This is a genomic window from Cupriavidus sp. DB3, from assembly GCF_020418465.1.
Taxonomy (GTDB): Bacteria; Pseudomonadota; Gammaproteobacteria; order Burkholderiales; family Burkholderiaceae; genus Cupriavidus; species Cupriavidus cauae.
In genome coordinates this window covers 114,859-141,857 of sequence record NZ_JAIZPL010000001.1, presented here as the reverse complement: position 1 = coordinate 141,857, position 26,999 = coordinate 114,859, and the positions used below count along the sequence as shown (strand labels likewise).

Annotated in this window: 22 protein-coding genes; 7 read left to right on the top strand and 15 right to left on the bottom strand. The window is 68.3% G+C overall.

Annotated features, from left to right (window positions below; genetic code table 11):
- The first annotated feature begins 50 nt into the window (after positions 1 to 50).
- The 5 genes from K7G19_RS25020 to K7G19_RS00590 all read left to right on the top strand — a co-directional run bounded on the left by K7G19_RS25020 (position 51) and on the right by K7G19_RS00590 (position 4,686).
- Positions 51 to 1,631 (top strand): BON domain-containing protein, encoded by a 1,581-nt coding sequence (locus tag K7G19_RS25020; protein ID WP_370639459.1) that lies wholly within the window; start codon positions 51 to 53, stop codon positions 1,629 to 1,631.
- A gap of 20 nt (positions 1,632 to 1,651) precedes the next feature.
- Positions 1,652 to 2,272, top strand: coding sequence for a ParB/Srx family N-terminal domain-containing protein (locus K7G19_RS00605; RefSeq protein ID WP_226105183.1), 621 nt, complete (start codon positions 1,652 to 1,654; stop codon positions 2,270 to 2,272).
- 432 nt (positions 2,273 to 2,704) lie between these two features.
- Positions 2,705 to 3,664 carry a chemotaxis protein gene (locus K7G19_RS00600; protein WP_149319966.1) on the top strand — a complete coding sequence of 320 codons (960 nt, stop codon included), beginning with the start codon at positions 2,705 to 2,707 and terminating at the stop codon, positions 3,662 to 3,664.
- 456 nt (positions 3,665 to 4,120) lie between these two features.
- Positions 4,121 to 4,360, top strand: coding sequence for an isochorismatase (locus K7G19_RS00595; RefSeq protein WP_226105181.1), 240 nt, complete (start codon positions 4,121 to 4,123; stop codon positions 4,358 to 4,360).
- A complete protein-coding gene (locus K7G19_RS00590) occupies positions 4,357 to 4,686 on the top strand; it encodes a GTP cyclohydrolase (RefSeq protein WP_149319964.1) in 330 nt (109 codons plus the stop codon). Before K7G19_RS00595 ends, K7G19_RS00590 begins: the two co-directional genes overlap by 4 nt.
- A 111-nt stretch (positions 4,687 to 4,797) precedes the next feature.
- Here K7G19_RS00590 and blaOXA read toward each other — a convergent pair whose 3' ends face one another.
- Entirely contained in the window at positions 4,798 to 5,703 is a 906-nt protein-coding gene (blaOXA, locus tag K7G19_RS00585; RefSeq protein ID WP_226105179.1) for an OXA-837 family class D beta-lactamase, read from the bottom strand.
- A gap of 255 nt (positions 5,704 to 5,958) precedes the next feature.
- On the opposite strand from blaOXA, the gene K7G19_RS00580 reads away from it, so the two are divergent.
- Positions 5,959 to 7,638, top strand: a complete 1,680-nt coding sequence (locus K7G19_RS00580; protein ID WP_226105177.1) for a hypothetical protein — start codon at positions 5,959 to 5,961, stop codon at positions 7,636 to 7,638.
- Positions 7,639 to 7,731: 93 nt separating this feature from the next.
- Here K7G19_RS00580 and K7G19_RS00575 read toward each other — a convergent pair whose 3' ends face one another.
- From K7G19_RS00575 to K7G19_RS00510, 14 genes are all read right to left on the bottom strand, one after another.
- Positions 7,732 to 10,851: an efflux RND transporter permease subunit gene (locus K7G19_RS00575; protein ID WP_226105174.1), complete on the bottom strand. Its 3,120-nt coding sequence runs from the start codon at positions 10,849 to 10,851 to the stop codon at positions 7,732 to 7,734.
- 5 nt (positions 10,852 to 10,856) lie between these two features.
- Complete coding sequence (locus tag K7G19_RS00570) at positions 10,857 to 12,017, bottom strand: efflux RND transporter periplasmic adaptor subunit (protein WP_226105172.1); 1,161 nt, start codon at positions 12,015 to 12,017, stop codon at positions 10,857 to 10,859.
- 2 nt (positions 12,018 to 12,019) lie between these two features.
- On the bottom strand, positions 12,020 to 13,309 hold the full coding sequence (locus K7G19_RS00565; RefSeq protein WP_149319960.1) for a TolC family protein: 1,290 nt from the start codon (positions 13,307 to 13,309) through the stop codon (positions 12,020 to 12,022).
- A gap of 154 nt (positions 13,310 to 13,463) precedes the next feature.
- Positions 13,464 to 13,916: a cobalt-zinc-cadmium resistance protein gene (locus K7G19_RS00560; RefSeq protein ID WP_149319959.1), complete on the bottom strand. Its 453-nt coding sequence runs from the start codon at positions 13,914 to 13,916 to the stop codon at positions 13,464 to 13,466.
- Between the two features lie 363 nt (positions 13,917 to 14,279).
- The gene (locus tag K7G19_RS00555) at positions 14,280 to 15,614 is read right to left on the bottom strand and encodes an MFS transporter (protein WP_226105170.1); all 1,335 of its coding nucleotides are present in this window, start codon (positions 15,612 to 15,614) and stop codon (positions 14,280 to 14,282) included.
- A gap of 167 nt (positions 15,615 to 15,781) precedes the next feature.
- On the bottom strand, positions 15,782 to 17,305 hold the full coding sequence (locus tag K7G19_RS00550; protein WP_370639458.1) for an amidase: 1,524 nt from the start codon (positions 17,303 to 17,305) through the stop codon (positions 15,782 to 15,784).
- A gap of 467 nt (positions 17,306 to 17,772) precedes the next feature.
- Complete coding sequence (locus K7G19_RS00545; RefSeq protein ID WP_149319957.1) at positions 17,773 to 17,964, bottom strand: hypothetical protein; 192 nt, start codon at positions 17,962 to 17,964, stop codon at positions 17,773 to 17,775.
- A gap of 290 nt (positions 17,965 to 18,254) precedes the next feature.
- Positions 18,255 to 18,959, bottom strand: coding sequence for a GntR family transcriptional regulator (locus tag K7G19_RS00540; RefSeq protein WP_150082386.1), 705 nt, complete (start codon positions 18,957 to 18,959; stop codon positions 18,255 to 18,257).
- 187 nt (positions 18,960 to 19,146) lie between these two features.
- Positions 19,147 to 20,148 (bottom strand): 2Fe-2S iron-sulfur cluster-binding protein, encoded by a 1,002-nt coding sequence (locus K7G19_RS00535; RefSeq protein WP_226105168.1) that lies wholly within the window; start codon positions 20,146 to 20,148, stop codon positions 19,147 to 19,149.
- An 88-nt stretch (positions 20,149 to 20,236) separates the two neighbouring features.
- Entirely contained in the window at positions 20,237 to 20,716 is a 480-nt protein-coding gene (locus K7G19_RS00530; RefSeq protein WP_006575728.1) for a heme-binding protein, read from the bottom strand.
- 51 nt (positions 20,717 to 20,767) lie between these two features.
- On the bottom strand, positions 20,768 to 22,213 hold the full coding sequence (locus tag K7G19_RS00525; protein WP_149319988.1) for an aldehyde dehydrogenase family protein: 1,446 nt from the start codon (positions 22,211 to 22,213) through the stop codon (positions 20,768 to 20,770).
- 73 nt (positions 22,214 to 22,286) lie between these two features.
- Positions 22,287 to 23,018 carry a TenA family transcriptional regulator gene (locus K7G19_RS00520; protein WP_149319954.1) on the bottom strand — a complete coding sequence of 244 codons (732 nt, stop codon included), beginning with the start codon at positions 23,016 to 23,018 and terminating at the stop codon, positions 22,287 to 22,289.
- A 184-nt stretch (positions 23,019 to 23,202) separates the two neighbouring features.
- Positions 23,203 to 24,144: an ornithine cyclodeaminase family protein gene (locus tag K7G19_RS00515; protein WP_226105166.1), complete on the bottom strand. Its 942-nt coding sequence runs from the start codon at positions 24,142 to 24,144 to the stop codon at positions 23,203 to 23,205.
- Positions 24,145 to 24,288: 144 nt separating this feature from the next.
- The gene (locus tag K7G19_RS00510; protein ID WP_226105164.1) at positions 24,289 to 25,086 is read right to left on the bottom strand and encodes a sulfite exporter TauE/SafE family protein; all 798 of its coding nucleotides are present in this window, start codon (positions 25,084 to 25,086) and stop codon (positions 24,289 to 24,291) included.
- 346 nt (positions 25,087 to 25,432) lie between these two features.
- On the opposite strand from K7G19_RS00510, the gene K7G19_RS00505 reads away from it, so the two are divergent.
- Positions 25,433 to 26,971, top strand: coding sequence for a hypothetical protein (locus tag K7G19_RS00505; protein ID WP_149319951.1), 1,539 nt, complete (start codon positions 25,433 to 25,435; stop codon positions 26,969 to 26,971).
- The last annotated feature ends 28 nt before the right edge of the window (positions 26,972 to 26,999 follow it).

Genomic DNA, 26,999 nt, shown 5'->3' with positions numbered 1-26,999 from the left:
CCGGCGCAGTGCGCGGCGCGTGCCGCCACTTGGTACGCAAGGAGGGACAAATGAGCAACGGTAGCAATCAGCGCTACCCCGGCGGCTACGGTGGCTATGGCGGCGGTCCGGGGCGGGATCAGGGGAGCGGCAGCGAATGGTGGCGCGACAAGGACGGTGACGACATGGGCGAAGAAATGCGGTTTGGCGAATACGGCGACGAGGGCGAGTCACGCGAGCAATACGGCCGCGGACAATCCGGCCGCGGGCAGTCCGGCGGATACGGCGGCCAGCGCTCGGGCCAGCAGCGGTACGGACAAGGACAGGGGCAGTGGCAAGGCCAGGGCCAGCAACGCCATGAGAACGAACGCGAACGCTGGCGCGATGAATGGGGCGCTGGACGCGGCGGTGGTGGTGGCGGCGGTGGCGATCGCTCGCGCAGCGGCGGCGGCGGTTCCTCGTTCGAGCAGCAATCCTCGCCGCGCTATCGCGGCAGCGGCCAGGGCCGCTATGATCCGACCGACATGGGCGGCGCGCGCAATCCGTACAGCAGCGGCTATGCCGGCTACGACCCCAGCGGCGGCGGCGTGGAGCGCTACGGCATGTACGGCGTGCGCGATACCGGACGCGAGGACGATTGGGAATCGGGCCAGGGGTACGGCAGCCAGCAGTACGGCGGCCAGCAGTACGGTGGCTATGGGCGCGAGCAAGGCCGCCGCGGCGGTGGCGCGGAAACCTGGCGCGAACTCGAGGCGCGCGACCGTTCGCGTCGCGGCGGCAACGAGCCCGGCTATGGCGGCGGCTACTACGGCAGCAGCTCCAGCGGCGGACAGTCGTACAGCGGTGGTCAGCGGGCCTATCCCGGCGATCCGGGCTATCGCCAGAGCGGTACCTCCGGCTATGGCGGCAGTTCGGGCCAGGGCGGCCGCGGCTACGGGCTGGAGAGCTACGAATCCGGCGGCCGGGGCGGCTCGCAGTACCAGTCGGGCTACGGCTCTCAATATGGCCAGGGTCAGCAGTATGGCCAGGGGCAGCAATATGGCCAGCAAGCTTCCCAGTACGGCCAGCAAGGCCAGCAATACGGACAACAGCAACGCCGCCGGCGCGTCGGCCCGAAGGGCTATCAGCGCTCGGACGAGCGCATTCGCGAGGATCTGTGCGAGCGGCTGTCCGATGTGCCGATGGTCGATGTCAGCCAGGTCTCGGTCGAGGTCAGCGGCGGCACGGTGACGCTGACCGGCTCGGTGCGCGAGCGCCATGAGAAGTTCGTGATCGAGGATATTGCCGACGAAGTGTTCGGCGTCAACGAGGTCCACAACCAGATCCGCGTCACGCGCGACATGGGCAGCGCGGGTGCCGGTTCGGAAGCGGGTGGCGACTATCGCAGCAGCAGCAGCGGCGGGATGTCGGGAACGTCGGGCTCCTCCGGTTCGTCCGGCTCCACCTCGGCCACGTCGACCGGCTCGCCGCTGTCGTCCGGCACGATGGGAACGTCCGGCACCACCGGCAGCACCGGCTCGATGGGAACGTCGGGCACGTCCGGGACATCGGGAACGACCGGGACATCCGGCTCGTCGGTCTCCTCCGCTTCGGGCAGCACGCCCGATATCGGCGACGGGCTCGGCTCGACCGGCAAGGGAACCAACCGCTGAGCCCGACCGGACCGGCGCACGTGGGCACCACGACCCTCGCCAAAGGCAGCAAGCTCCGCGCGCCGATCGCGGAGCTGCGGCCGACCCAGATCACGGTCGGCATGCTGCACGTCAAGCGCAAGATGCAGACGACGCGCCGGCAGCCCGAGGACCGGCTCGAGGCCTTCTTCGACAAGCATCGCATCCACGTGGTGGTGGGACCGCAGCATGTGCTGTGGGTCGTGGACCATCACCACTGGGTGCGCGCCTGGCACGAGCTGGGTTTCGACATCATCCCGGTGTTCGTCCGCAAGGACCTGAGTGACCGCTCCGAGGACGAGTTCTGGGAGTACATGCTGCGCCGCCATCAGGTCCACCCGTACGACGAGCACGGCCAGCGCCAGCCGCTGTCGGCGCTGCCGCGCTCTGTCGCGGGCATGCGCGACGATCCATATCGCAGTCTGGAGGCCTTTGCCCGCATCGCGGGCGGCTACCGCCGGGTCAAGCAGGCCTATCCCGACTTCAAGTGGGCGGATTTCTTCCGGCGCGAGATTCGCGGGCCGATGGGGAATCCGGAATGCTTCGCCTATGCGCTCGCGTTGGCGGTCAAGGCGGCCAGGAGTCCGAAGGCGCGGGGACTGCCTGGGTATATCGGTAAATGAGCGGCAGCCAGGCAGCAACCGGGCAGCAATCCAAGCAGGAAACAAGCGGCAACCAAGCGAGAAAGGCAGCAAGACGCCGCGTCCCCGCACGCAGGGACGGCAGAGCGCCTTGTTATCTCGTCGCGGGCGCGCCCGCGCCGCCAATCACCGCGGCGACGTTCAGCGCCTGCTGCTCGCTGGCCATCGGCACGAACAACAGGCCATTGGTCCGGCCGCGCGATCCGCGGCGTCGCCACCAGATTGCCGTTGATCGTCAGCACCAGCACCTAGCCGGGGAAGCGCTGCGTCACGGCCCTAAAGGTTCCACCCGCCCGGTCGTTAATGACCCGTACCGCGAGCGGTCGGGCCCTCTTCGTAGCCGTGCCCTCGTGTGTCATCGACAACACACTGCGCCACCGGTCACGCGGGCGTCGCGAGGAATATGGGGAAGTCATGAGCGGCTTGATGAAGGAAATCGACGAGCGGACCAACCTGACCAACAATAATCAGTTCGAATTATTGCTGTTCCGGCTCGGGAATGCCGAGCGTTCCGGCCAGAACGAGATATTCGGCATCAATGTATTCAAGGTCCGTGAAATTCTGGTGATGCCGAAAATCACGACCGTGGTCGGCGGCGCGCCGGCGATGCTGGGCATGGCGGATATTCGCGGGCAGGTGATTCCGGTCATCGACCTGGCCAAGATCGTGGGTTGCACGCCACAGGGGGGCAGCTGCGGCATCCTGCTGGTCACGGAGTACGCCCGCTCGACGCAGGGCTTCGCCGTCGAGGGCGTCGAGGAAATCGTGCGCCTGGAGTGGAACGAGGTGGTGTCGGCCGAAGCCAGCACCAAGGGCGGGCTGGTGACCAGCATCGCCAAGCTGAATGCGGACACCCCCGACGCTCGCCTGGTACAGGTGCTCGACGTCGAACAGATCCTGCGCGACGTGTTGCCGACCAGTCAGCCCGATGTCGATCCGTCCACCGTCGGACCGAAGCTGGCGCTGCGCCCGGGCACGAAAATCCTCGCGGCCGACGATTCCGCCCTCGCCCGCAGCCTGATCGAGCAAGGTCTCGATGCGATGGGCGTATCCGTGGTGATGACCAAGACCGGCCAGGAAGCGTGGGACGAACTGAACGACATCGCCGCCACCGCCGCGAAGGCCGGGCGCAATGTGCGCGACGAGATCGCCTGCGTGCTGACCGATCTCGAGATGCCGGAGATGGATGGCTTCACGCTGACCCGCAAGATCAAGGCGGACAAGCGCTTCCAGGGCATCCCGGTGGTGATCCACTCGTCGCTGTCGGGCAATGCCAGCGAGGACCATGTGCGCAAGGTCGGCGCGGACGCCTACGTGTCGAAGTTCCTCGCCAAGGATCTGGCGGAGACGATTCGCGGCGTGCTGCATATGTGAGGCGCTTCGCTGCGCGCTGCGGGGGAAACGAAGGCTGGTTGCGACGGCGATGCCGTGGCGACCGCCGTTTTTCCCTCTCCCCTATCCTCTCCCGCGCGTGGGAGAGGAGCCTACCCGCGCAGCCGGTGCTGACAGGCCAACCGTGCTATAGTGTGTGCCTTCGCCCCAAGAGGCGAAAACCCGGACAGATTATTAAGACAAGACACTGTCCGGCTGGCCCCCAGGGCCCCGCCGCCCGACCTGACGTCCGGCATTCACCACCCAGCGTTCCCGTTCCGTCGCCTCACCGCTGTTTCGGCTCCACCGAGCCGGGCCTCGCCTCGCGACCAAGCCGTTTCCGTAAGCCGCAACTGGCGCGCACTCACGCGCCGCAGCGCTCGACATCCGCATGCACCTGCCTCTGGCATCTGCGCGGACCCATCGGATCAGGGCAAGGGACCGCCCCCTTCCAATGACATGAATCAACAACACAGCCAAAACCAGAACCAGAACCAATACACCGTCGCCGTCCATCCGATCCAGCAAAGCCCCGGCCAGTGGTTCGCCACTTACATCGTCAGCCGCTATGAAAGCGGACGCGAGCGGGTGCTCGAAAACGTCGCGGTACGCGACACGCTGCATCGCACGGAAGCGCAGGCAAAGCAGGTCGCCCGCCAGGCGGGCGAACGCGCGATTACGCGCTTGCGCCGCCATTGAGCGCGCGCATTTCCAAGGAGTCCACCATGTACGCCAATCACGCTGTTTACAAGGGCTATCGCCTCTCGGCACACGTCCATCACGCCGGCGAACAAGCCGGCAAGTCGGGCACCGCGCGCGACAGCTTCGAGGCAACGGTCAACATCATCGCCTTGGGCGGAGAGCCGTCGACCGGTTTGCCGGCGCTGCGCTCGCATCGCGCCGGCAGTCCGCGCGAGGCGATCGAAGCGGCCGTCGCCTACGGTCGCGATGTGATCGACGGCCTGTCGAGCTTTACCAAGGGCAAGCGCAAGGCCGCGGCCACGAAGGCGCACGCGACAGCCTGACGCAGCCGGTACGCCCGGCGCGGCAAGCTCCGCCCCGCGCCAGTTCGTCTTCGCCAGCTCCTCTTCGCCAGCTCATCTTGCGCTGGCTCGCCCGGGCTGGCCCGTCTTGCGCTAGCTCATCTTGCGCGCTTGCCCGTTCTCCACGGGCAACACGCCAAGTTCCGCCATCATCGCCCGTGCGATGGCCATGCGCTTTGGCGCCAGTTCCTCGCGCTGCAGATCCATATTGAGCGCGAAGGCATGGACGCCGCCGCTGCGTTCGACCCACCCCACCCACCAGCCGTGGTTCAGCCCGGCATCCATCGCCCAGCCCGTCTTGGCGTAGATCGCGTGATCGTCATTGGCTTCGACGCGCAGGATCTCGCGCACCCATTGCTGGCTCAGGCGCGACGCCGGTAGCTGGCCCTGTGCCAGCCGCGCCAGGAAGCGCGTCTGTTCGGCCGCCGAGATCGCCAGCGGCCCGCGCAGCCAGAACTGATCCACCACCTTCCCGAGTTGCCGGTTGCCATAGTCGAGCCGGTCGACCCACGTCTGCATCCGCTGCATGCCGATCCGCCGGGCAATGCCCTGGTAGACCGGCACATTCGACATCGCGATCGCCTCGCGCAGATTCATGTCGCGCTGCCACTGCGGGAAGCGCGTCTTGCCGCCGCCATATGGCTGGATCTGGTCCGGATCGGCCACCACGCCGGTCTCGAAGGCGATCAGGCTGTTCGGAATCTTGTAGGTCGACGCCGGCACCATGCGCGTCTTCGCACGCGATGCGTTGACCAGCGTCATCCGGTTCGCCTTGACGTCGAACAGCGCAAAACAGCCGTCGACGTCCAGCGCGCGAAAGTGCGACATCAAATCCTCGCGGGCGACTTCGCTCGGCGCGGCGACGGCGCTTGCCGGCGCGACATCGGCCAGCGCCAGGCGCGCCGCAGGCAGCAGCGCGGCGCCGCCGGCCAGTTGCAGCAGGCGGCGGCGATACAGGCCATGCGCGTGCAGGGACTGCCCTTCGGTACGGGACTTCATGGTCTCTCCTTGTTCGTTGGGGGCCGCTGCCATCGGCGGCTTGCCGATGGCAGCGGCAGGTTGTGCGCGCCGGTCCGGCCGGCGTGGCGCATCGCCCACCGGACAGTGCGCATCGTAGCCATGGCGGGGTTCCGGTCCAATCCTGCCCATGCGACAATCCGGCACGGCTGTCACGGCTGTCACATCGACCGGCCTTTTTTGCCATCCTTCCGCCTTCCTTCCGCTCCGTTGCGCCCCTTTCGCTCCCCCTGTTCCATGCCCGATCCCGTCGTCGTCGAACTGTCCGCCCCGCAATCGGTCAACGGCACGCGCGCCGCCTACCAGTCGGTCTGGCTGCTGGTGCGGCTGCACCACGCCACGCTGGCATCGCCGCAACGGCCACTGGTCTACGCGGACGACCTGCGCGAGCGCATGAGCAATGCGCGCACGCTGCGGATGGCGATCGCCCGTGCCTTCCAGGATTTCGGACGCTGGCAGTTGCAGGTCGGATGGGGCGAGGACGCGAGCCGCGACCCGCGCTTCCTCAATCTGGAAGGACGCAGCCAGGGGCCGTTCTGGCTGGCCGCGCACGAGCGCCAGCGCATCGTCTGCCAGGTCGAAGGCGCGCCCGCCACTGCGCACGAGATTGCCGCCTTTCTCGGTCTGGACCGCGACGGGCGCGCACAAGGCAAGGCCGCCGTGCCGCAGCGGATGGTGACGCAGACCGACCTGTCCTTCTGGCGCCATTTCGTCGACGGCAAGCAGGCGCTGCGCGAGGGGCGATTGCTGACGCCGCTGGCGCGCGACGAAGCGGCTGCCGCAGGCATAGGTGGTAACGGCAGCCATGACGCCCCGGCCGCGCTGACGGCATTTCGCGCCGCGCGCCGGCTCGCCGTCAGCGAATTCGAACACGCCTTTGTCGCGCTGAACGAGGCGCTGCTGTGGCGCCGCCTGGGCGATCGCGCGCAAACCCGCAAGATGCTGCGCGCGCTGCGACGGCGTCGGCGCGGCCACGCGATCGCGGGCAACGACTACCTCGACGCGATGGAAGGCATCGTCGCGGCCTGGTGCGCCTACGACGAGCGCGATCTGCGCGGGGCGCTGGCGCTGTTGCAGGCGCTGGCGCAGAACGCGCCCGGCGCGACGCTGGTGCAGGTGCACCCGCACGTCCGCTTCGAGTGGCACAACCTCGCCGCGCTGATCCAGCGCTCGCATGCGCTGTCGGCGGCCGCGACCAACGACACGGCAGCGGCCGGCACGCTCGCCGAGCAGGCCGTCGCGCATTTCGAGCAGGCGCTGGCGGCGGCCTTCGAATCGAACGTCTCCGATGCCGCTCAGCACGTCGCGGCGAATATCGGCATGGCGCTATGGCTGTTCGGCGAGGCCGGCATCGCATGGTCGGGCGCCTTGCCCGGCGCACTGCCCGGTGCCGTGCCCGGGGTCTCGTCCGAGCGCGAGGCCGAGCGCGCGATCCAGTGGATCGGCCTGTCGGAATGGCTGGGCCGCGGCGCTGGCAATCGCCATCCGTCGGCGTGGAACGCGATCTATCTGATGCGCATCGCCCGCGGCGCCTGCCATACCGCGCCGCGTCCCACGCTGGCCGAATTCCAGGCCGCCGCGCCGATCGGCGTGGCCGCGCTGCGCCAACTGGCCGGGCCCTTCGCCGACGCCTTCACCGGCCCGGCCTGGCCCGACAGCTGGCACGAGGTCGCCGCCTGGCGCCTGGCGGAATCGCAGCGCGGCGAGCGCAAGTATCCGCTGCTGCAGCAGAGCAGTCTGTGGTTCGAACTGGCGTGGTATGCCTCCCATGCGGGGCAACTGGAACAGGCGTCCCGCGCGCTGCGTTCGCTGCGCGAGGGACTGCGGCAATTGGCGGTCAGCGATCGGCAGTATTTCGGCAAGCCGCTGCTCGATGCGCTGCCCGAGCCGGTGCATCGGCTGGCGCAGGACGACTGACCGAGCGCCCGGCAATAAAAAAGGGCCCCCGCCTTCGCGGGGACCCCAACGCACCACCTTGGCGCCGGCACGGTGCCGGCGCCCGGCCTTCGATTACACCGGCTCGTCCGTCGCCGGATTCGGCTTGTGGTCGTCGAACCAGCGATACAGCGTGGGCACCATCACCAGCGTCAGCAGCGTCGACGTGATCAGGCCGCCGATCACCACCACCGCCAGCGGGCGCTGCACCTCGGAGCCCGGCCCCGTCGAGAACAGGAACGGCACCAGGCCCAGCAGCGCGATGGTCGCCGTCATCATCACCGGACGGAAGCGCTGGGCGGCGCCCTGCCGCACCGCGGTGTCCAGATCCAGACCGCTGTCGCGCAGCCCGCGGATATAGGACACCAGCACCACGCCGTTGAGCACCGCGATGCCCCACAGCGCGATGAAGCCCACCGATGCCGGCACCGACAGGTATTCGCCGGTGACGAACAGGCCGATGATGCCGCCGATCGATGCGAACGGCAGCACGGTGATGATCAGCGTGGCGAAGCGCAGCGAGTTGAACAGCAGGAACAGCAGGAAGAAGATCGCGGCGATCGTGATCGGCACGATGATCTTCAGGTGGCCCATCGCGCGTTCCATGTTCTGGAACTGGCCGCCCCACTCGAAGTAATAGCCTTCGGGCAGCTTGACCTTGCTGTCTGCCGCCTGCTGCAGTTCGGCGACGAAGCCGCCGAGGTCGCGGTCCTTGACGTTGATCATCACCACCACGCGGCGCTTGGCCATTTCGCGGCTGATCTGCGCCGGGCCGTCGCTGACCTCGATCTTGGCGACGCTCTGCAGCGGCACCTGGATGCCGTCCGGCGTGGTCACCAGCAGCTGGCGGATCGACTGGACATCATGACGGAAGCGCTCCGGCAGGCGGACCGCGGCGCTGAAGCGGCGCTCGCCCTCGAAGATGTCGGTGGCGCGCTTGCCGCCGATCGAGATCTCGATGATGTCGTGGATGTCCGAGACATTGAGCCCATAACGCGCGATCGCCTGGCGGTCGATCTCGATCGACAGGTACTGCTGACCGGTGATGCGCTCGATGCGGATGTCCTGCGAACCCTGGATGCCGCCCGCCACGCGCGCCACCTCGCCGGCCAGCTCGCGCAGCTTGCCGAGGTCGTCGCCGAAGATCTTGACCGCGATATCCGAACGCACGCCGCTGACCATCTCGTCGATCCGGTCCGAAATCGGCTGCGCCATCACGATCTGCACGCCGGGGATCGCCCGCAGCTTCTGGCGGATCGCCTCGGCGATGTCGTCCTGGGTCCAGCCGTCGGGCCACTCGTCGCGGTCCTTCAGGCTGGCGATCGGGGTGGACTCGTTCTGGCTCTGCGGGTCCGCCGGGCTCTCGCCGCGGCCGACGCCGGAGACCACCGACTTGACGCCCGGCACGCTGAGCACCAGCTTGTTGGCCTCCTTCTCGAGCTTGATCGATTCCTCCAGCGAGATGTTGGGCACGCGGTCGATCGCCGGAACGATCGAGCCTTCCTTCATCTCCGGCATGAACGACGAACCGAGCAGCGGCACGATCGCCAGCGTGGCCAGGAACGCGACCACGGCGGCGACCACGGTCTTGCGGCTGTTCGCCATCGCCCAGCCCAGCATCCGCAGATAGTGGCGCTTCAGGAAGGCGATCACCTTGGTGTCGTGCTCGGCGCCGCCCTTGAGCAGGTACGACGACAGCACCGGCGACAGCGTCAGCGACAGCACCAGCGAGATCGCCAGCGCGATCGCGATGGTGAAGGCCAGCGGCGCAAACATCTTGCCCTCGGTGCCGGTCAGCGTCATCAGCGGCAGGAACACCAGGATGATGATGCCGACGCCGACGATCACGGGCGTCGCCACTTCCTGCACCGCCTTGACCAGCACCTCGGTCTTGGTCAACCTCAGTTCATCCTTGCGCCCCAATCGCTCGAACGCGTTCTCGACCACCACCACGGAGCCGTCGACCATCAGGCCGATGGCGATCGCCAGACCGCCCAGCGACATCAGGTTCGCCGACAACCCGACCTGGTTCATCACCATGAAGGTCAGCAGCGGCGTCAGCACCAGCGTGGCCAGCACGATGACGGACGAGCGCAGGTCCCCGAGGAACAGGAACAGCACGATCACCACCAGCACCACGCCTTCGAGCAGCACCTTGGTCACCGTCCACAACGCGGCATCGACCAGTTCGCTGCGGTCGTAGTACGGCACGATCTGCAGCTTGCCGGGCAGCATGCCGCGCTCGTTGATCTCGGCGACGCGCTGCTTGACGCGGCTGACGACTTCCTTGGCGTTGCCGCCGCGCATCATCATCACGATGCCGCCGACCGCCTCGGTCTGGCCGTTCTTGATCAGCGCGCCCTGCCGCACTTCATGGCCGATGGTGACCTCGGCCACGTCGCGCAGATAGACCGGCGTGCCGTTGACCTCCTTGAGCACGATGCTCTTCAGGTCCTCGACGCCCTGCGCCAGGCCCACGCCGCGGATCAGGTACTGCTCGGCATAGTGCGGCAGCACGCCGCCGCCGGAGTTGGCGTTGTTCTGCGCGAGCGCCTGGTACACCTGCTGCACGGAGATGCCGTAGTGGCGCATGCGATCCGGGTTGATCAGCGCCTGGTACTGCTTGACGTAGCCGCCCTGGGAGTTGATCTCGGCCACGCCCGGAATCGAACGCAGCAGCGGACGCACGACCCAGTCCTGCACGATGCGGCGTTCGGACAGCTCCTCCTGCGTCAGTTCGCGATCGCCGTCGTCGGCGCGGTCCAGCGTGTACTGGTAGACCTCGCCAAGGCCGGTGGAGACCGGGCCGAGCACCGGCGACACGCCTTCCGGCATGCGCCCGCCGACCTCGATCAGCCGCTCCATCACGAGCTGGCGCGCGAAATAGACGTCGGTGGCATCGGTAAACACCAGCGTGATCAGCGACAGGCCCGCCTTGTTCAGCGAGCGCATCTCGACCAGCCCGGGCAGGCCGGTCATCGCGATCTCGATCGGCACGGTGACGAAGCGCTCGACCTCTTCCGGCGAGCGGCCCGCCGCTTCGGTGGCGATCTGCACCTGCACGTTGGTGACATCGGGGAAGGCGTCGACCGACAGCTTGCCGGCGGCGCGCAACCCGAAGAAGAACAGCACGACCGCGATCACGCAGACCACGAGCCGCTGGTTGATGGCAGCTTGGACTAGGGATTGGATCATCGTGGTCAACCTTGCTCGAGGCGCTTGCGCTCGTTATCCAGATGGAAGGCGCCATTGACCACGATGCGGTCGCCAGCCTTGACGCCGCTCTGCACCACCCGCATGCCGTCGCTCTCCGCGCCGAGCTTGACCGGCACGGCGCGATACAGGCCCTCGCCCTGCTCGACGTAGACCTGCTCCTCGTTGCCGTCGCGCACCACGGCGGAACCCGGCACCACCAGCCGCTCGGTCGGGCGGCTGGCGATCACCATGCTGGCCAGCATCGCCGGCTTCAGGCGACCCTCGCGATTGTCCAGTTCTGTGCGAACCAGCACCGTGCGCGATTCGGGATTGACGGTGCGGCCCACATAGATCAGCTTGCCGGCGATGCGGCTGCGGCCCGTGCCGGCGGCCAGCGACGGCACGTCGATCTCGACGGTCTGCCCTTCGGCCACCAGCGCGGCCTGCTGCTCGGGCACCTCGGCCACGACCCAGACGCGCGACAGGTCGGCCACGGTGTAGAGCGAATCGGCGGGCTGCACCACCTGCCCCTGCGCGACCTTGCGCTCGACCACGGTGCCGCTGATGCTCGAATACACCGGCGAATACGAATTGATGCTGCCGCCCTTGGACAGCTCGGCAATGGCCGCCTTGGACATGCCCAGCACGCGCAGCTGGTCGCGATAGGCATGCATCTCGGCGTTGGCGATCGCATATTCGCTCTCGCGGCGCTGCAGCTCGCCGCGGCCGATCACGTCGGCGGCGAACAGCTGGCGCGCGCGCTCGGCGTTCTGCGCCTGCAGTTGCGTTTGCGCCAGCGCCTTCAGATACGACATCTGCGCGGCGCCCAGCTCGCTGCTGTGCAGGCGCGCCAGCACCTGGCCGGCCTTCACTTCCTGGCCGGGCATCGCGTAGAGGTCGGTCACGCGCCCGGTCACGGACGCGCCGATGCGCGCGACGCGCTGCTCGTCAAAGTCGATGCGGCCGGCCACGTGCAGCATCTCGCTGAACGGGCTGGTGGTCACCGGCGCGATCTTCAGCTGCTGCTGCAGCGACGGCTCGGGCTTGACTACCCCGGGCGGCAGCTTGGGTGCCTCGGCCGCGGGCGGCGGCTCCTCGGAACAGGCCGCGAGCGTCAACATCATGGCGGCAGCCACCGCCAGGGTACGGAGGGAAAAGGGGCGCATGGTCAGTCTTGTTTCGATTCGGTGGAGAAGGTCGCGGCGGTCGGGGCCATGCCCGGCGGCGTCATGCCGGGCGCCATCGACAGCAGGCGTTCGATCTGGATCACGGCCATCTGCTGGTCGTATTGCGCGGCGATCAGTTCGTTGCGCGCGTTGCGCAGCGTGCGCTGGGCATCGATGACCTCGAGGATGCCGCGCTCGCCGTAGCGGTAGGCCGCCTGCGCGACCTGCAGCGCGTTCTCGGCCTCGCGCACGATGCCGGACTCCAGCGCGGTGACCTGGGCCTGCGTGATTTCCAGCTGGCGGTACGCCGACTCGAGCTCCTGGCCCAGTTCGAATTCGCGCAGCTCGTAGGCATTGCGCGCCTGCGTGGCCTGCGCAACCGCCTCGCCCACCGGGCCCTTGCGACGGTCCCACAGCGGAATGGTCAGCACCAGGCCGACCTGCGAGACGCTGTTGTCGGGTTCGCGCGTGGTGCTGGCGCGCACCGCCAGCTCCGGCAGCCGCAGCGAGCGCTGGTAGTCGACCGCCAGATTGGCGCGCTCCAGCTCCATGCGGCGCTGGACCAGTTCGGCGTTGGCCGTGTTCAGCCGCTCGCGCATCACGGCCAGATCGGGCACGCTCGGAAGCTGGCCCAGGCTGCCCGCCAGCGCGAACTTCGGCGGCAGCGCGCCGCCGACCTGCTGGCGCAGCGCCGCCTTGGCCTGGTCGACGCGGTATTCGGCGCTCTGCAGCGACTTCTGCGCGGCCAGCAACTCGGTCTCGGCACGGATCAGCTCATAGCGCGGCGCCTCGCCGACCTCGACGCGCAGGCGCGCCCGCGAATGGACCTGCTTCATCATCGCCAGGTCTTCCCGTGCCGCCGCCAGTTCGCTCTCGCGGCGCAGCACGCCGTAGTAGCCGGTTTTGACCCGGCCGGCGAGGTCGGCGTAGAAGGCCTGCAGACCGGCTTCAGTCGCGTCGAGATTGCGCTCGGCGATCGAGCGGCGCAGGCTGCGTTGCTGGGGGTAGTCGAGGCGCTGCGTGATCGAGAAGCTGGGCGCGTTTCCCTCGGCAACGCCGGCCTGCCGGCCGCGCAGGCGGCCGTACATCATTTCGACCTGGGGATTCGGATAGGCGCCCGCGCTGGTGACGGCGGCGCTGGCGGCGTCCACGCCGGCATGCGCGGCGACCACGCCCTTGTTCGAGTTCTGGGACAGGGAAAGCAGTTGCTCCAGCGAGAAGGCATCGGCGGCAAAGGCCGACGACACCCCAAGCGAAAGCGACGCTATCAGGGTAAGCGTAGAGATCTTCATGGCAACGAGAAAAAGCCGGACCACTGCATGCCGGCTTCGCGCGGACGGCGTTACCGCGACAAGCACACGGCCCACGGCGGCGAAGGCCGCGAGCAAGACACGCAGATAGGAGGCGCGGCCGGTCCGATACGGGACTGGACCGGCGCGTCAGCGATCAGGCAGTGAGGATGGGGGGCTTGAACAGCGCCGCGGGCAGTGGCGGCGCGCGACCGTGGCGAGGCGGAGAGACATCGCCGGAAGGCAGTTCGAGCGGCGCCGTCGGCAGGGCGAACAGCGCGCTGGATTCCTCGATTTCGTCGAGCACGTCGGGCGGATCGAGCAGATCGGCCGACCAGATATTGCAGTAGCCTGGCGAGGGCGCGGATTCGACGACGTCGTCGGCATGGATGCCGTCGTCGCCGGGGGCGACGATGCGGCTGCCGTCCTCATCGCTGGAGAGCGTGCGGGCGGCCACGGCGGCAACCGCCGCCATGCTGCAAACCAGCGGTCCGACCCGCATCTGGCCGGGACCGAGCCCCGCCGCCGCGTCCAGACGCGTGCCGGCCTGCGCTCCAAAGGAGAGCAGGAACAGGCAGCACGCGATCAGAAAGGGCAGTAAGGCTCGCATCAAGGGGAAGTTGGCGTCGGTATGCAGGCAAGCGCACGACGCCAGGAATATGACGGCTGGTGCCCTGCGTAATAAGACGCAAGAGCGGCATTGTAACCGAATGCAATCGCATGGACAGGGTTAGCCCTAGGTTGTTCCCGAAAACGTGACGATCTGGATATCGGGCGGGGTGTTCCCCCCGCCCGTTCCGACCGATTTGCCGCCGGATTTGCCGCCCGATTTGCCGCCCGATTTGCCGCCCGATTTGCCGCCCGATTTGCCGCCCGATTGCGCCCCACCGCGCCCGATCGGCGCCCGGTCCGCGCCCGACTTGCGCCCGGCCTCTGCCCCGCCTGCTCCCCCGGCTTTCGCCAGTTCGGCCGGTCAGGCCACGGTCCCGCCGACACCCGGCGCGGGTGCCAGCCCGACCTTGCCCGGCGCCGTCTCGTCGCGGTCGGCCTCATCGCCACCCGCCTTGTCCAGGTCCATGCCGGTGGTTTCCGGCAGCATCAGCGCCGCGAACACGACCAGCGCGTACCCGGCCCCGGCGACGATGGCGATGGCCAGCGGCAGCGAGGTCCGGCCCGAGCTGAGCCAGCCGACCGACAGCGGAAAGAAGGAGCCGATCACCCGCCCGAGGTTGTACGAGACGCCGTAACCGGTCGCGCGGATATCGTTGGGATACGACTCCGAGATGGTCGCGCCGATGCCGGAGAACACGCCCTGCATCAGCACGCCCAGGGGAAAACCGAGGAACAGCATCGACAGGTTTGAAACGGGGATCACCATATAGATCAGCGCCATCGCAAACGCGCCGGCGGCGAACAGCACATAGGTCGGCCGCCGTCCCAGGCGGTCGGTCGCATAGGCGCCCGCCACGTAGCCGACCAGCGAACCGAGGATGGTCACCGCCAGATAGGAGCTGGTGCCGAACACCGACAGGCCGCGCTCGGTCTTCAGGAAGGTCGGTAGCCAGGTCGCGATCGCGTAGTAGGCGCCGAGCATGCCGCCCGACAGCAGGCTGCACAGCACGGTCTTGCGCAGCAGCGGCCGCCGCACCAGGCGGCTCAGTTCATGCCACCCCGAGCCGCGTTGCGCGGCGCGCTCGGCGCGCGTCTTGACGAAGACCTCGGGCTCGTCGAGGTTGCGGCGCAGATAGAACACCACCAGCGCCGGCACGATGCCGAGGAAGAAGCAGACGCGCCAGGCCGTCTCGGCCGGAAACAGGCTGAAGGTCAGGCCATAGGCCAGCGCCGCCGCGCCCCAGCCGAACGAATAGCTGCTCGCGGTGAAGCCAGAGTATTTGCCGCGGTGCGCGGGATTTCGAATCATCTCGGTCACCAGCACCATGCACAGCGACGACTCGCCGCCAAAGCCGATGCCCTGGATCATGCGGAACAGCATCAGCTGCTCGGGCGAATTGGACAGCCCGCACAGGAAGCAGGCGACGGTGAACACCACGATGGTCCAGCGCAATACGCGCACGCGGCCATAGCGGTCGGCCAGCATGCCGGCGCCGATCGCGCCGATCAGCGACGACACCAGCGTCCACGTGACGATCGCCCCGGCGGTCGACTTGCTCATCTGCCACTGCGTCAGCAGCGTCGAGATCAGGAAGGAATAGATCATGAAGTCGAACACGTCGACCGCATGACCGAGGAAGGCGCCGTAGAAACCCTTGCGCTCCATCCGCGATAGCTCTTTGAACCAGTCCAGCATGATCGTCGCTCCTTGTCAGTGTGGGGCATCGTGGCGGCGTGTTGCCGCGTGGTTGGCCGCGTGGCGTGCGAATTCGGTGGGGTGGGATGCCGGGCGAGTGGCGTGGCGCGTTGCCCCGCGTCCTCGGCCGTTGCGTCGTGCGTCCTCGTCCGTTGCCTCGTGCGTCCTCAGCCGGGCGGAGGCCGGAAGCCGAAGCCCGCCGCCTCCAGAAGACTGGCGAAGCGCAGCGAGGTCAGATCGCGGTAGCGTCCGGCGACGATCTGCACGCCGACCGGCAGGCCGCTGCTGCCGGGGCCGATCGGCGCGACGGTCGATGGCAGCCCGCACAGGCCCGAATGGCCGGCCCAGAACAGCTGCGTCGTCATCGGCTGCGGCTTGCCGTTGACGTTCAGATGGCGCTGCCACGGCTCGCCGGCCTCGTCCAGCTCGAAGGCGGTCGTGGCCGCCGCCGGGCACAGCAGCACGTCGTAGTCGTCGAAGAAACGTTGCCAGGCCAGGGCGAAGCGCTCGCGCGCGTGTTGCAACAGCAGCCAGTCCCGGTGGCGCAGCGTGGCGCCGGCATGCTGGAGCACGGCGTAACGCGCATCGTCCGGGGATGCGGCCGCGGCCTGGTCCAGCGCCTCAGCAAACGCGCCGTCCGGCATATGGGCCGAGGTGGTCGCGCGCAGCAGCAGCACGTAGACGCGCCACAGCTCTTCGGCCGCGAATGACGGACGCACATGCCAGGCGACACTGGCGCCCTGCCCTTCAAGCCAGCGGCCCAGCCCTTCGATGCAGTCGCTGACTTCACGGTCGGCCTCGGCCTGCGGGTGCGACGGCAGCACCGCCACGCGAAATTGCGCCAGCGTATCGAGCCGGCACGGCGGCAGGGCCAGGCGATAGGCCACCGCATCGGCGCCTTCGGGACCGGCGATGGCGTGCAGCACCAGTTCGAGATCGCGCGCGCTGCGGGCGATCGGCCCGGCCACGTTGATGTCCTGCATGCCGAACGAGGCCGCACCGGTGCCATGGCCGCTCAGCGGCACGATGCCGTGGCTGCTCTTGTGCGAGAACACGCCGCAGTAGTGCGCGGGATTGCGCAGCGAAGAACCGATGTCCGAACCGATGTCGAACAGGCTCATGCCGGCGCAGACGGCCGCCGCGCTGCCGCCCGACGAACCGCCCGGCGTGCGCGACGGGTCGTGCGGATTGCGCGTGGTGCCGTAGACCGCGTTGTAGCTCTGCCAGTCGCGCAGGCCGAGCGGCACATTGGTCTTGCCGATCAGCACGGCCCCCGCCTCGCGCAGCCGCTGGACGACGGTGGCGTCACGACCGGCGACATGCTCGCGCAGCGCCGGATTGCCGCAGATGGTCGGCCAGCCGGCCACGTCGAACGATTCCTTGATGGAGAACGGCACGCCATCGAGCGGCCCCAGCACCCTGCCTTGGCGGCGGCGCGCGTCGCTGGCGCGCGCCTGCTCGCGCGCGGCATCGAAATCGGCCAGCACGATGGCGTTCAGCAGCGGATTGCGTTCGGCCCAGGCGGCGTGGCACAGATCGAGCAGCTGCTCGGCGCTGGTGCGGCCTTCGGCGAGATCGTCGACGGCCTGCCACAGCGGGCGATAGCGCGCGTCAGATCCGGCGGTTGCCGTTTTAGGGCGCGGTGGAACGCCGGCGCGGGCGGGAATGGACGGGGACGTTGGCAGGCTCACGTCGGCTCCTGTTCTTGTTGTTGCCTGTTGTTATTGCCGCGACCCTGACGGCAGCACCCGGCCTCTCTGCTGGAGTCCTGGGTTTGTGCTGCGTCGGTATACTATATGCAATAGTTTAGGGCGCACCAAGGTTCCCCGGCATTGGCGGAAACCCTCGCACCGCCGGTGCGCCCCAGGCGCGGGCGGCGTCGCGGATGCGCTTTACGCAAGAATCGGCCCAGCGGGACGTGGGCCACCATGCGGTGCGCCGCGTTGGCCGAGAGATGGAATCGCTCCCGGACGAATGCTTGGCGTCGGGAGAGCGGCGTCGGCAGAGCGGCGTCGGCAGAGCGGCGTCGGCAGAGCGGCGCCAGGAGGGCGGAGTCGGCGGGGCGGGTCAGCAGAGCCGAATCAGGAGAAGGAAAAGAAAAACCGCCCCGGAGGGCGGTTCGGGCGCTGCCAGCAGCGCTTTGCCGGTACGTTGGCGCTTATGCCGGGCGATGCCCGCAGCCCGCGCGGCCGAACAGGCACTGCACGAAGCGCAGCACATCGGCCGCCCGCAGCGGGATCAGCGGCGTGGCATGGCGGACGGCATCGCGGGATGCGTAGTGGCGCAGCAGTTGCTGGCCGACCGGGGTGTCCAGGTACGACGCCCGGGCGGTGGTGTCGCGGTAAGTCATGGTCTTTCTCTATTGCGTTTACAACGGTTGACAGTATACACAAATTTTGTGCATTGCGCCATGACGGTGCGGCGGCACGCCCCGAAGCCGTGCGTGCACGCGATGCCGTCCCCATCTACAGCGGACCGCAAGCAGCCGCGGACGAGCGCATGCGGCGCCGCTACCGTGGTGCGGCGCGACAGAGAAAACCGAGGGGAAGGAGAAGGACCGGAGCACTTGCCCCGGTGGCAGGCGTGAGGCGTGAGGCGTCAGGCGTCAGCCGTCAGCCGTCAGGCGTTCAGCGCCCAGGCTCAAGCAGCGTGCTGCTCGCCCACCGGCAGCTCGGCCGCCTTGGCCGCGCTGTAGACATGCCGCGCCGCCAGCAGGGCCGCCAGATCCGCATCGCCGGCGATGACCGCCTGCAGGATCTGCGCGTGCTCGTCCCAGTTCTGCCGGGCGCGCACCGTATTGGCCGGTCCGAACAGCACCGCGGTGCGCTCACGCAGCGAGCGCATCATTTCCTGCAGCACGCTGTTGGCGGCGATATTGCCGAGCACCTCGTGGAAGCGCGAGTTCAGTGTCAGCAGTTCGTCCGCCTTGCCCTGCGCCGCCGCCTCCATGCCCTGCTGCAATACCGCCTCGAGTTCGGCGATCAGCCCCGGATCGCGCCGCTGGGCGGCCAGCTTGGCATTCAGCCCCTCCAGCGTGGCGCGCACCTCGACCATCTCGCGGACGATATCCGGCGACAGCTTCGCCACCGAGGCGCCGCGGCGCGGTTCGATCAGCACCAGCCCTTCGCTCGCCAGCGCCCGCAGCGCCTCGCGCACCGGGATGCGGGACACGCCCAGCTCCGCCGACAGCTTGTTCTCGACCAGCCGTTCGCCGGGCGCGTAGTCGCCCTTCAGGATGCGCTCGCGCAGCTTGTCGGTGACCAGCGCGAACAGCGGCGAATGGCTGGCGCCCAGGCTCACGACTTCCTGATCGGGCGCGGCGGAAACGGAGGGGCGGAGGGACATGGCGGATGCGAGGCGATCGGATTGGACAGCGCGATTTGGCGGGACCGTGGCGCGGTTTGGTGGCGCCGCGGACGGCACCGGCCGGTGACACCGGCTGGTGCAAGGCCCGCACCAAAGGCTGGCGTTATTGTATACCAGCTACCGAGCGAAGCGGCGCGGTCGCCGCTCTTGACGATCGCCGGCCTTCTCAGTCCCGCTGGAACGTGAAACTGTCGGCGTAGATGTGCTCGGTGCTCGCGCCGCGATCCAGGAAGGCCTGGCGCGCGTCGCGGATCATGTCCGGCGAGCCGCACAGATAGATCGCATGCTCGGACAGATCGCCGAGATCGTCGACCGCGGCGTGATGCACATAGCCACGCCGGCCCTGCCAGCCGACGCCGCCACGCGACAGCACCGGGACATAGCGAAAGTCGTACAGGCGCTCGGCCCAGCCCTCGATCTGCTCGTGCAGATAGAGATCGCCCTCCTCGCGCACGCCCCAGTACAGCGAGACTGGCGGGCAATCGGGATCGTCCATCAGCGATTCGAGGATCGCCTTGATCGGCGCGATGCCGGTGCCGGTCGCCACCATCAGCAGCGGGCGGTAGTCGCGGGCGCGATAGAAGAAGTTGCCGTGCGGCAGCTCGACCTCGACCGCATCGCCCGGCGCCAGGCCCGGCAGGATGCGGTCGGTGACCGCGCCGCCCGGAATGCGGCGGACATGCAGTTCGATGCTGCCGCCCTGCGGCACCGACGCCATCGAGAAACTGCGGGCCTGCCCCTCTGCCGCGATCAGCTTCAGGTACTGGCCGGGCCGATAGTCCAGCGCCGCCTCGAGATCGGGCACTTGCAGCCGGACCTGCAGCACGGTCGGCGTCAGCGGGCGAACCGCCTCGATCCGCGCGCGATGCCGCATCGGCTCGGCGCAGGCCTCGTCCTCGCGCGCGGTGCTGATCACGAGATCGCCAACCGGCTGTGCCTGGCAGGCCAGCGCATAGCCCGCGGCCGCCTCGTCGGGCGCCAGCCCCATCGGCTCCTCCTCGTAGCGGACGTCGCCCTCGACCAGCTTCAGCCGGCAGGTACCACAGCCGCCCAGCTGGCAATCGTGCGGCAGCGCGATGCCGGCCTTGAGCGCGGCCTGCAGCAGCGTTTCGCCGCGCTCGACGAAGAAGGCCTGCTGCGTTTCGAGGATCTGGATGCGGTGAGACATGATGCGTTCCGAATAGCCGGTTGAAAGAGGCGGCGCGGGTTCAGCGCGCCGTTCAGCGCCTGGCTCAGCGCCTCGCTCAGCGCTAGGTTCAGCGCTTGATGTCGGCCTGCACCACCACCTTCAGGTCCTGCGGTGCCAGCAGTTCCTGCAGCGCCTGCAGCGCGGCGAGGCCGGCCTGCGTGTCCTGCTCGCCGTTGCCGCCGCTCAGGCCGATGCCGCCGATCACCTGCTCGTTGACGACGATCGGAAAGCCGCCGACGAAGGCAGCGAACTTGCCCTCGAAGCTCCACTGGATGCCGAAGGCCTCGTTGCCCGGCAGCGCGGGCCCGTTCGGCGGCGTCGTGAACAGGTGGGTCGAGCGCTTGTGGCCGGCGGCGGTAAAGGCCTTGTTCCACGCGATCTGCGGCCCGGTGATGCGGGCGCCGTCCATCCGCTCCAGCACCAGCGGATAGCCGCCCTCGTCCACCACGCAGATGGACTCGAGCACGCCGATCTCCTCCGACTTGGCGATGGCGGCGGCCACCATATGGCGCGCTTCGCGCAGTTCGAGCTTGATGGCTTGTTTCATGCGATGTTCTCCTGGTCGATGTCGCGTTGCGATGCTGCGATGCTGCTGCGCTCACAAGCCGCGGTAGACGGTCTTGATCTGGGTATAGAACTCGAGGCCCGTGCGGCCGGACTCGCGGAAGGTCGAGGTGCTCGAGCGCTTGAGCCCGCCGAACGGCGCGTTGACGAGATTGCCGGTGGTGGTGCGGTTGATCTTCACCGTGCCGGCCTCGATGTCGGCGGCGAAGCGATGCATGTAACGCGGATTGCGCGTGACGATCGCCGCGGCCAGGCCGTACTCGGTGTCGTTGGCCTTGGCGATCGCATCGGCGTAGTCGCTGAACGCGATGATCGCGATCACCGGCCCGAAGATCTCCTCTTGCGCGATACGCATCTGCTGCGTGACGTCGGTGAAGACGGCCGGCGACACATAGAAGCCGTTGTCGTACTCCGGGCCGGTCAGCCGCTCGCCGCCGCACAGCAGCGTCGCCTCGGACTTGCCGATGTCGATATAGCGCAGCACGTTGTCGAGCTGGTTGCGCGTGGCCAGCGGGCCGAGGTCCATGCCGGGCGTCAGGCCGCTGCCGATCTTCAGCGTCTTGACGCGGGCCAGCAGCTTCTCGGTATAGGCCTCGCGCACGGACTCGGCAACCAGCACGCGGCTGGTACCGGTACAGGCCTGGCCGCTCAGCGAGAAGCCGCCCTTGATCGTCAGCTCGACGGCCTGGTCGAGGTCGGCATCCTCCATCACCAGCAGCGGATTCTTGCCACCCAGCTCCATCTGCGTGCGCGTGGTCAGCGGCACCGAGCGATGGATCTGCTCGCCGGCACGGGTCGAGCCGGTAAACGAGATCGCGCGCACCGCGGGTGCCTGCGTGATCGCGGCGCCCACGTCGGCGGCGCTGCCGGTGATGAAGTTCAGCACGCCCTTGGGCAGGCCCGCGTCGATCAGCGCCTCGGCCAGCCGATAGCCGCTCAGCGGCGCATCGGACGACGGCTTGAACACCACCGTATTGCCGGTGATCAGCGCCGGCGCGATCTTGCGCGCCGGGATCGAGATCGGGAAATTCCACGGCGAGATCACCGTCGCCACGCCCAGCGGCTCGCGCTGCGTGTAGACGAGCATGTCGCCATCGTCGTTGGGGAACGATTCGCCGGTGAAGGTCTGGCCCTCGACGGCATAGAAGCGCAGCGTCTGCGCCGAGCGAAGGACCTCGTCGCGCGCGAGGCTCAGCGCCTTGCCTTCCTCGCGTGTGAGTTCCCGCGCGATGCTGTCGGCATTGGCTTCGAGCTGTTGCGCGGCGCGGTTCAGGATGGCCGCGCGGCGGCCGATCGGCGTGTTCTTCCAGCCGTCGAAGGCGGCAGCGGCAGCGGCCACCGCCGCCTGGCCATCTTCGGCGGCGGACGCCTGGAAGCGGCCCACCACGTCATGCGTATCGGCGGGATTGATGTTGTCGAAGGTTCGGCCGGACTGGCACGCGGTCCATTCGCCATCGATGTAGTTGTAGAACGGTTCCATCTGTGCGGCGCTCATCAGGCGGTTAGGGGAAGAAGCGCGGCGCCGCGAAGGCGCCGCCGCGCGGACCGGGCGATCAGGCCGCCAGTTCGAGCTCGGGCAGCGGCAGCTCGTGCGCGACATAGTCGTAGTACAGCGCGGTCGTATAGAGCAGCCGCATCTGTGCGCCGATCTCGCAGATCTTCAGGCAGCGCTGCTGCAGCTCGGGCGTATCGGCATGCTCGAGCACGATCTGGTAGCCGCGTTCGCCGTGGATCTCGTCCGAGACGATATGCAGGTCGAAGAACTCGACCTCCTCGTCGGTGAACTGGTACTTCTCGCGCAGCGTCGGCGTCTGCTTGCGGTAGATCGACGGCACCTGCGACTCCAGCCCGACCACCAGGCCGGCCACCGCGACGATCGGGTCCTCGCGCATCGCCACCGAATAGCACCAGGCCTGCAGGCCACGCGTGGTGGGCGACATATTGTCGGGATCGATCACGCGCTCGCGCGTGGTGCCGCAGGCCTCGGCGAAGCGGATCAGCAGGTCGGTGTGGCGATCGCCGCCGATTTCCTCTTCGTACATATTGGCCAGCAGGAAATCCTTGGCCTCGGTATACCGATCCGGCATGCGGGCGTAGATATAGCCCAGGTAGTCGGCGAACGGCCCGACATAGTGATAGTGGTTCTCGGCCCAGCGGGCGAGGTGGGCGCGGCTGAGCTTGCCGGTGGCCCAGGCCTTGCTGAACGGCGCCTGGTTGGCGCTTTTGCCCTTGATCGCTTCTTCCAGGGCGGCACGGAATTCTTCTCGGTTCATCAGTTCGGCCATGTGGGGCTCCTTGTTGGCTGACGTTCGGAATGGGTTGGGTCGGGCGGATCGTTCGCTCGATGTTTGTATACTATATACACTTAGGCTGGGCGGACAAGGTCCTGCGGAGGTTTATTCATCGGGGTTTACCTTGGTGCGGTGGTGGCCGTGCGCGGGGAAGCGAAGGCAGCGCGGGCAGCCGGCGTCAGGCCGCGATCGTGGCGCCGGTTTCCGCGGCCGCCTGCAGGCGCCGCCATGCCAGGCCCGCCAGCGCCACATCTTCCAGGCCGACGCCGACGGACTTGTAGATGACGATGTCGTCGTCGCTGCGCCGGGGCTGCGTCCGGCCCAGCACCACGTCCGCCAGCTCGATCAGCTTCGCCTCGGGCAGCACGCCCTGCCCCGCCATTACGATGTCGCCGGCTTCGCGCGTGGACTGCGGCTTCCACTCGACGACCACCGCCGAGGCGCGCGACAGCGCCACGTCGTCCAGTTCGCGCGTATGCGGCAGGCTGGAACCGATGGCCGCCACGAAGGCCCCGGGCTTGATCGCCTCGCCCGAAAACAGCGGCGTGGTCGAGCGCGAGGCCGTCACGACGATGTCGGCCTCGCGGACCGCGGCTTCGGCCTCGGTCGCGATCACCGGGATGCCGCAGCTCTGGCTCAGGCGCTCCGGCATATCGGCCGGCGCGTACGGGTCGCACAGCAGGATGCGCTCGAGCGGCAGCGCGGCGCTCAACTGCCGTGCGTGGGCAGCGCCCTGCGTGCCGGCACCGAACAGCGCCAGCGTGCGCGCGTCGGGCCGCGCCAGATGGCGCGCCGCGACCACCGTGCAGGCGGCGGTGCGCAGGCGCGTGATCGCGCCCGCATCGAACGAGGCCAAGGGCCGGCCGTCCTCGGTCGAGAACAGCAGGATCACGAAGGAAAACTGCCCGTCGATGGTGGTGTAGACCTTGCCGCCGGCCACGCCCTGCTCCGGGATCACCGCGCCCAGCGTCGACAGCTTGACGCCACCGGCCTCGGTGCGGATGCGCTGCTGCATGGCGGCGCTGCCCTGCCCGAAGCTGCGGAACGCTTCGAGCATGATGCGTTGCACGTCCTCCGGTGCGACGTGGCAATCGACCATTTCGTCTGTGATGTGCTGCATCGGGTCTCCTGCGATGGTGGATGGATGAAGTTGGAATGAAGTCGGAGTCGGAATCGAAGTCGGAGTCGGAGTCGGAGTCGGAGTCGGAGTCGGAGTCGGAGTCGGAGTCGGAGTCGGAGTCGGAGTCGGAGCGGACCGCGCGGCTCAACCCTGCAGCGCCAGCCGCACCAGCACGGCGATCGCCCCCGCCGCGCACAGGGCCAGCAGCAAGCGCCGCACGGCCACGGCCGAGACACGCGTCTTGAGCCGGCTCGATACCGCAAAGCCGGCGAGCAGGAACGGCGCAAGCAGCGCGCTCAGCGTCAGGTCCGCGATACCGAAGCGCCCCGCGCCCGCCAGCATCGCCAGCGACAACACGGCGCCGCCACCGAGGATGCAGCCCACGGTGGCGCGCATTGCGGCCGGACTCATGTGCTGCATCACGATGGCGAAGGGCGGCGCGCCCGCCGACGTCAACGTCGCCATGAAACCCGACGCGGTGCCGGCGATGGCGAGATTGCCGGCAGAGGGCCGCACGCGCCAGCCAAGGGCGCTGAGCGCGACCGCCACCAGGATCGACAGCGAGAACACCACCGCCAGCCACTGCGGCCGCAGCCACGCAATGGCCAGCACGCCGATCAGCCCGCCGATCGTGCGGCCGAGCAGCGCCGTTCCCGTCAGCCGCCAGGCGATCGCCTCGCGCTCGCGCAGCGCGGCCAGCAGCGACAGGCAACCACCCATTGTCAGCAGCGGCCCCGGCACCAGTTGCGGAAAGAACATCGCGGCCAGCGGCGCCGCCAGCATCGCGAAGCCGATGCCGCCGACGCCCTGCAGGCAGGCACCGGCAAAGATCGTCACGCCCATCCAGCCGTACTCGGACAACGGCACGGCCGGCAGCAACGACGTGGCCGGCGACAGCGTCGGCAACAGACTCGCAATCAGCGCGGGCAACGTGGTTGTCATGACGAAGCGGCGGTTGGAACAGGACAGGCGGCCGCGATGCGGGCGTCGCGTGGGCTGCACAGCGGTGGAATACCTGAGCAGCGCATGTTGGTATACAGTCTACATACAGGCGCAGGCAAAACGCAACCCGATTCGCCGCGCGCCGCACCGCAACGGCGTTTCCTTGTCCGCATCTTTCCCAGTTCTGGTGCGGCTTCCCGGCGCCGCACCCCACTCCGGTATCAGCGTATATCCGTATACGATTTCGCTTGGCGACACCGCCATACAGCATATAGTATACCGTTCAGACCCCCACCCGAAGGACGGTCGAGCTACACGAACCACCCTCTCGCCCCACGGAGCTTTCATGCAACACGAAGTCGTGATCGGTGCCGCGCACTGGATATATCTCATGGGGGTCGCGGTCATCGTGCTGACGATGATCCTGCGCGCCAATGTCGTCGTGCCCTCCATCGTGGGGACCGCGCTGGTCGTGTTCGCGCTGACCGGCAGCCCGGTGTCCGCGCTGGCGGGCGTGTTCTCGGCGAGCCTGGTGGCCGCCAAGGAGCTGTTCAATATCTTCCTGGTCATCGCCTTCATGACCGCGCTGCTCAATGCGCTGAAGACGCTGCGCTCGGATATCCGCATGGTCGAGCCCTTCCGCGTGGTGATGAAGAACGGGCACAGCGCCTTCTTCATCCTCGCCGGCGTGACCTATGTGATCTCGCTGTTCTTCTGGCCGACGCCCGCGGTGCCGCTGGTGTCCGCCATCCTGCTGCCGGCGGCGATCGCGGCCGGGCTGCCGCCGCTGGCGGGCGCGATGGCGATCGCGATCGCCGGCCAGGGCATGGCGCTGTCCTCCGACTATGTGATCGGCGTCGCCCCCGGCATCAGCGCCAAGGCGGCGGGCGCCGCGGTCAGCGCCGCCGTGGTCGCGGACCGCGCGCTGACCCTGTCGATCATCACCGGCGCGATCGCGCTGTGCCTGGCCTATCTGTCGATGCGCAAGCACATCGTTCCCGCCAGCGGTACGCTGCTGGACCGGTGGCAACAGCGCGCCAGCGGCACGACGCTGGGCGTCGATGGCGGCGGCACCTTCGACAAGGCGGAGATCGCCCGCGCCACCGCGCATGAAGAGCCGCTGGCCACCGAATCCAATATCGAGGCCAGCCTGTCGATGGTCGAGCGCAAGCGGATCAAATGGTCGAAGTGCTTCGCCATCGTGACGCCGATCGCCTTCCTCGCCGTGGTCACCGTGATGGTGCTGCCCAAGCTGGGCACCGGCGTGCAGGACCTGAAGGGCGGCGAGGCCGCTGCCCTGGTCGGCGGCGTGGCCGCGGTGCTGATGATGCTGGCCACGCTGGCCGCCGAAGGCCCGCGCCGGATGCTGGACGTCTGCCCCGAGCACATCACGGACGGCTTCGTGTTCGCCTTCAAGGCGATGGGATCGGTACTGCCGATCGCGGGCTTCTTCTTCGTCGGCGCCGGCGAGACCGCCGCGCACATCCTCGGCCTGCCGCCGGGCAAGGCGCCCAGCCTGCTGTTCGAGCTGATCCAGTCGTACCAGCACCTGATTCCCGACAACCACATGCTCGTCGCGTTCGGCGTGCTGCTGGTCGGCATGATCACCGGCATCGACGGCTCCGGCTTCGCGGGCCTGCCGCTGACCGGCACGCTGGCCGGCGCGCTGGGCCCGGTGGTGGGCTTCGATCCGGCCACGCTGGCGGCGGTCGGTCAGATGGGCGCGGTCTGGACCGGCGGCGGCACGCTGATCGCCTGGTCCTCGCTGATCGCGGTGGCCGGCTTCGCGCGGGTGCCGGTGCTCGACGCGGTGCGCGCGCTACTGATCCCGGTGGTGATCGGGCTGGCGTGCTCGACCGTGGCGGCGATGCTGCTGTGGTCCTGACCTGCCGCCGCCGCGCTTGGCCCCGCCC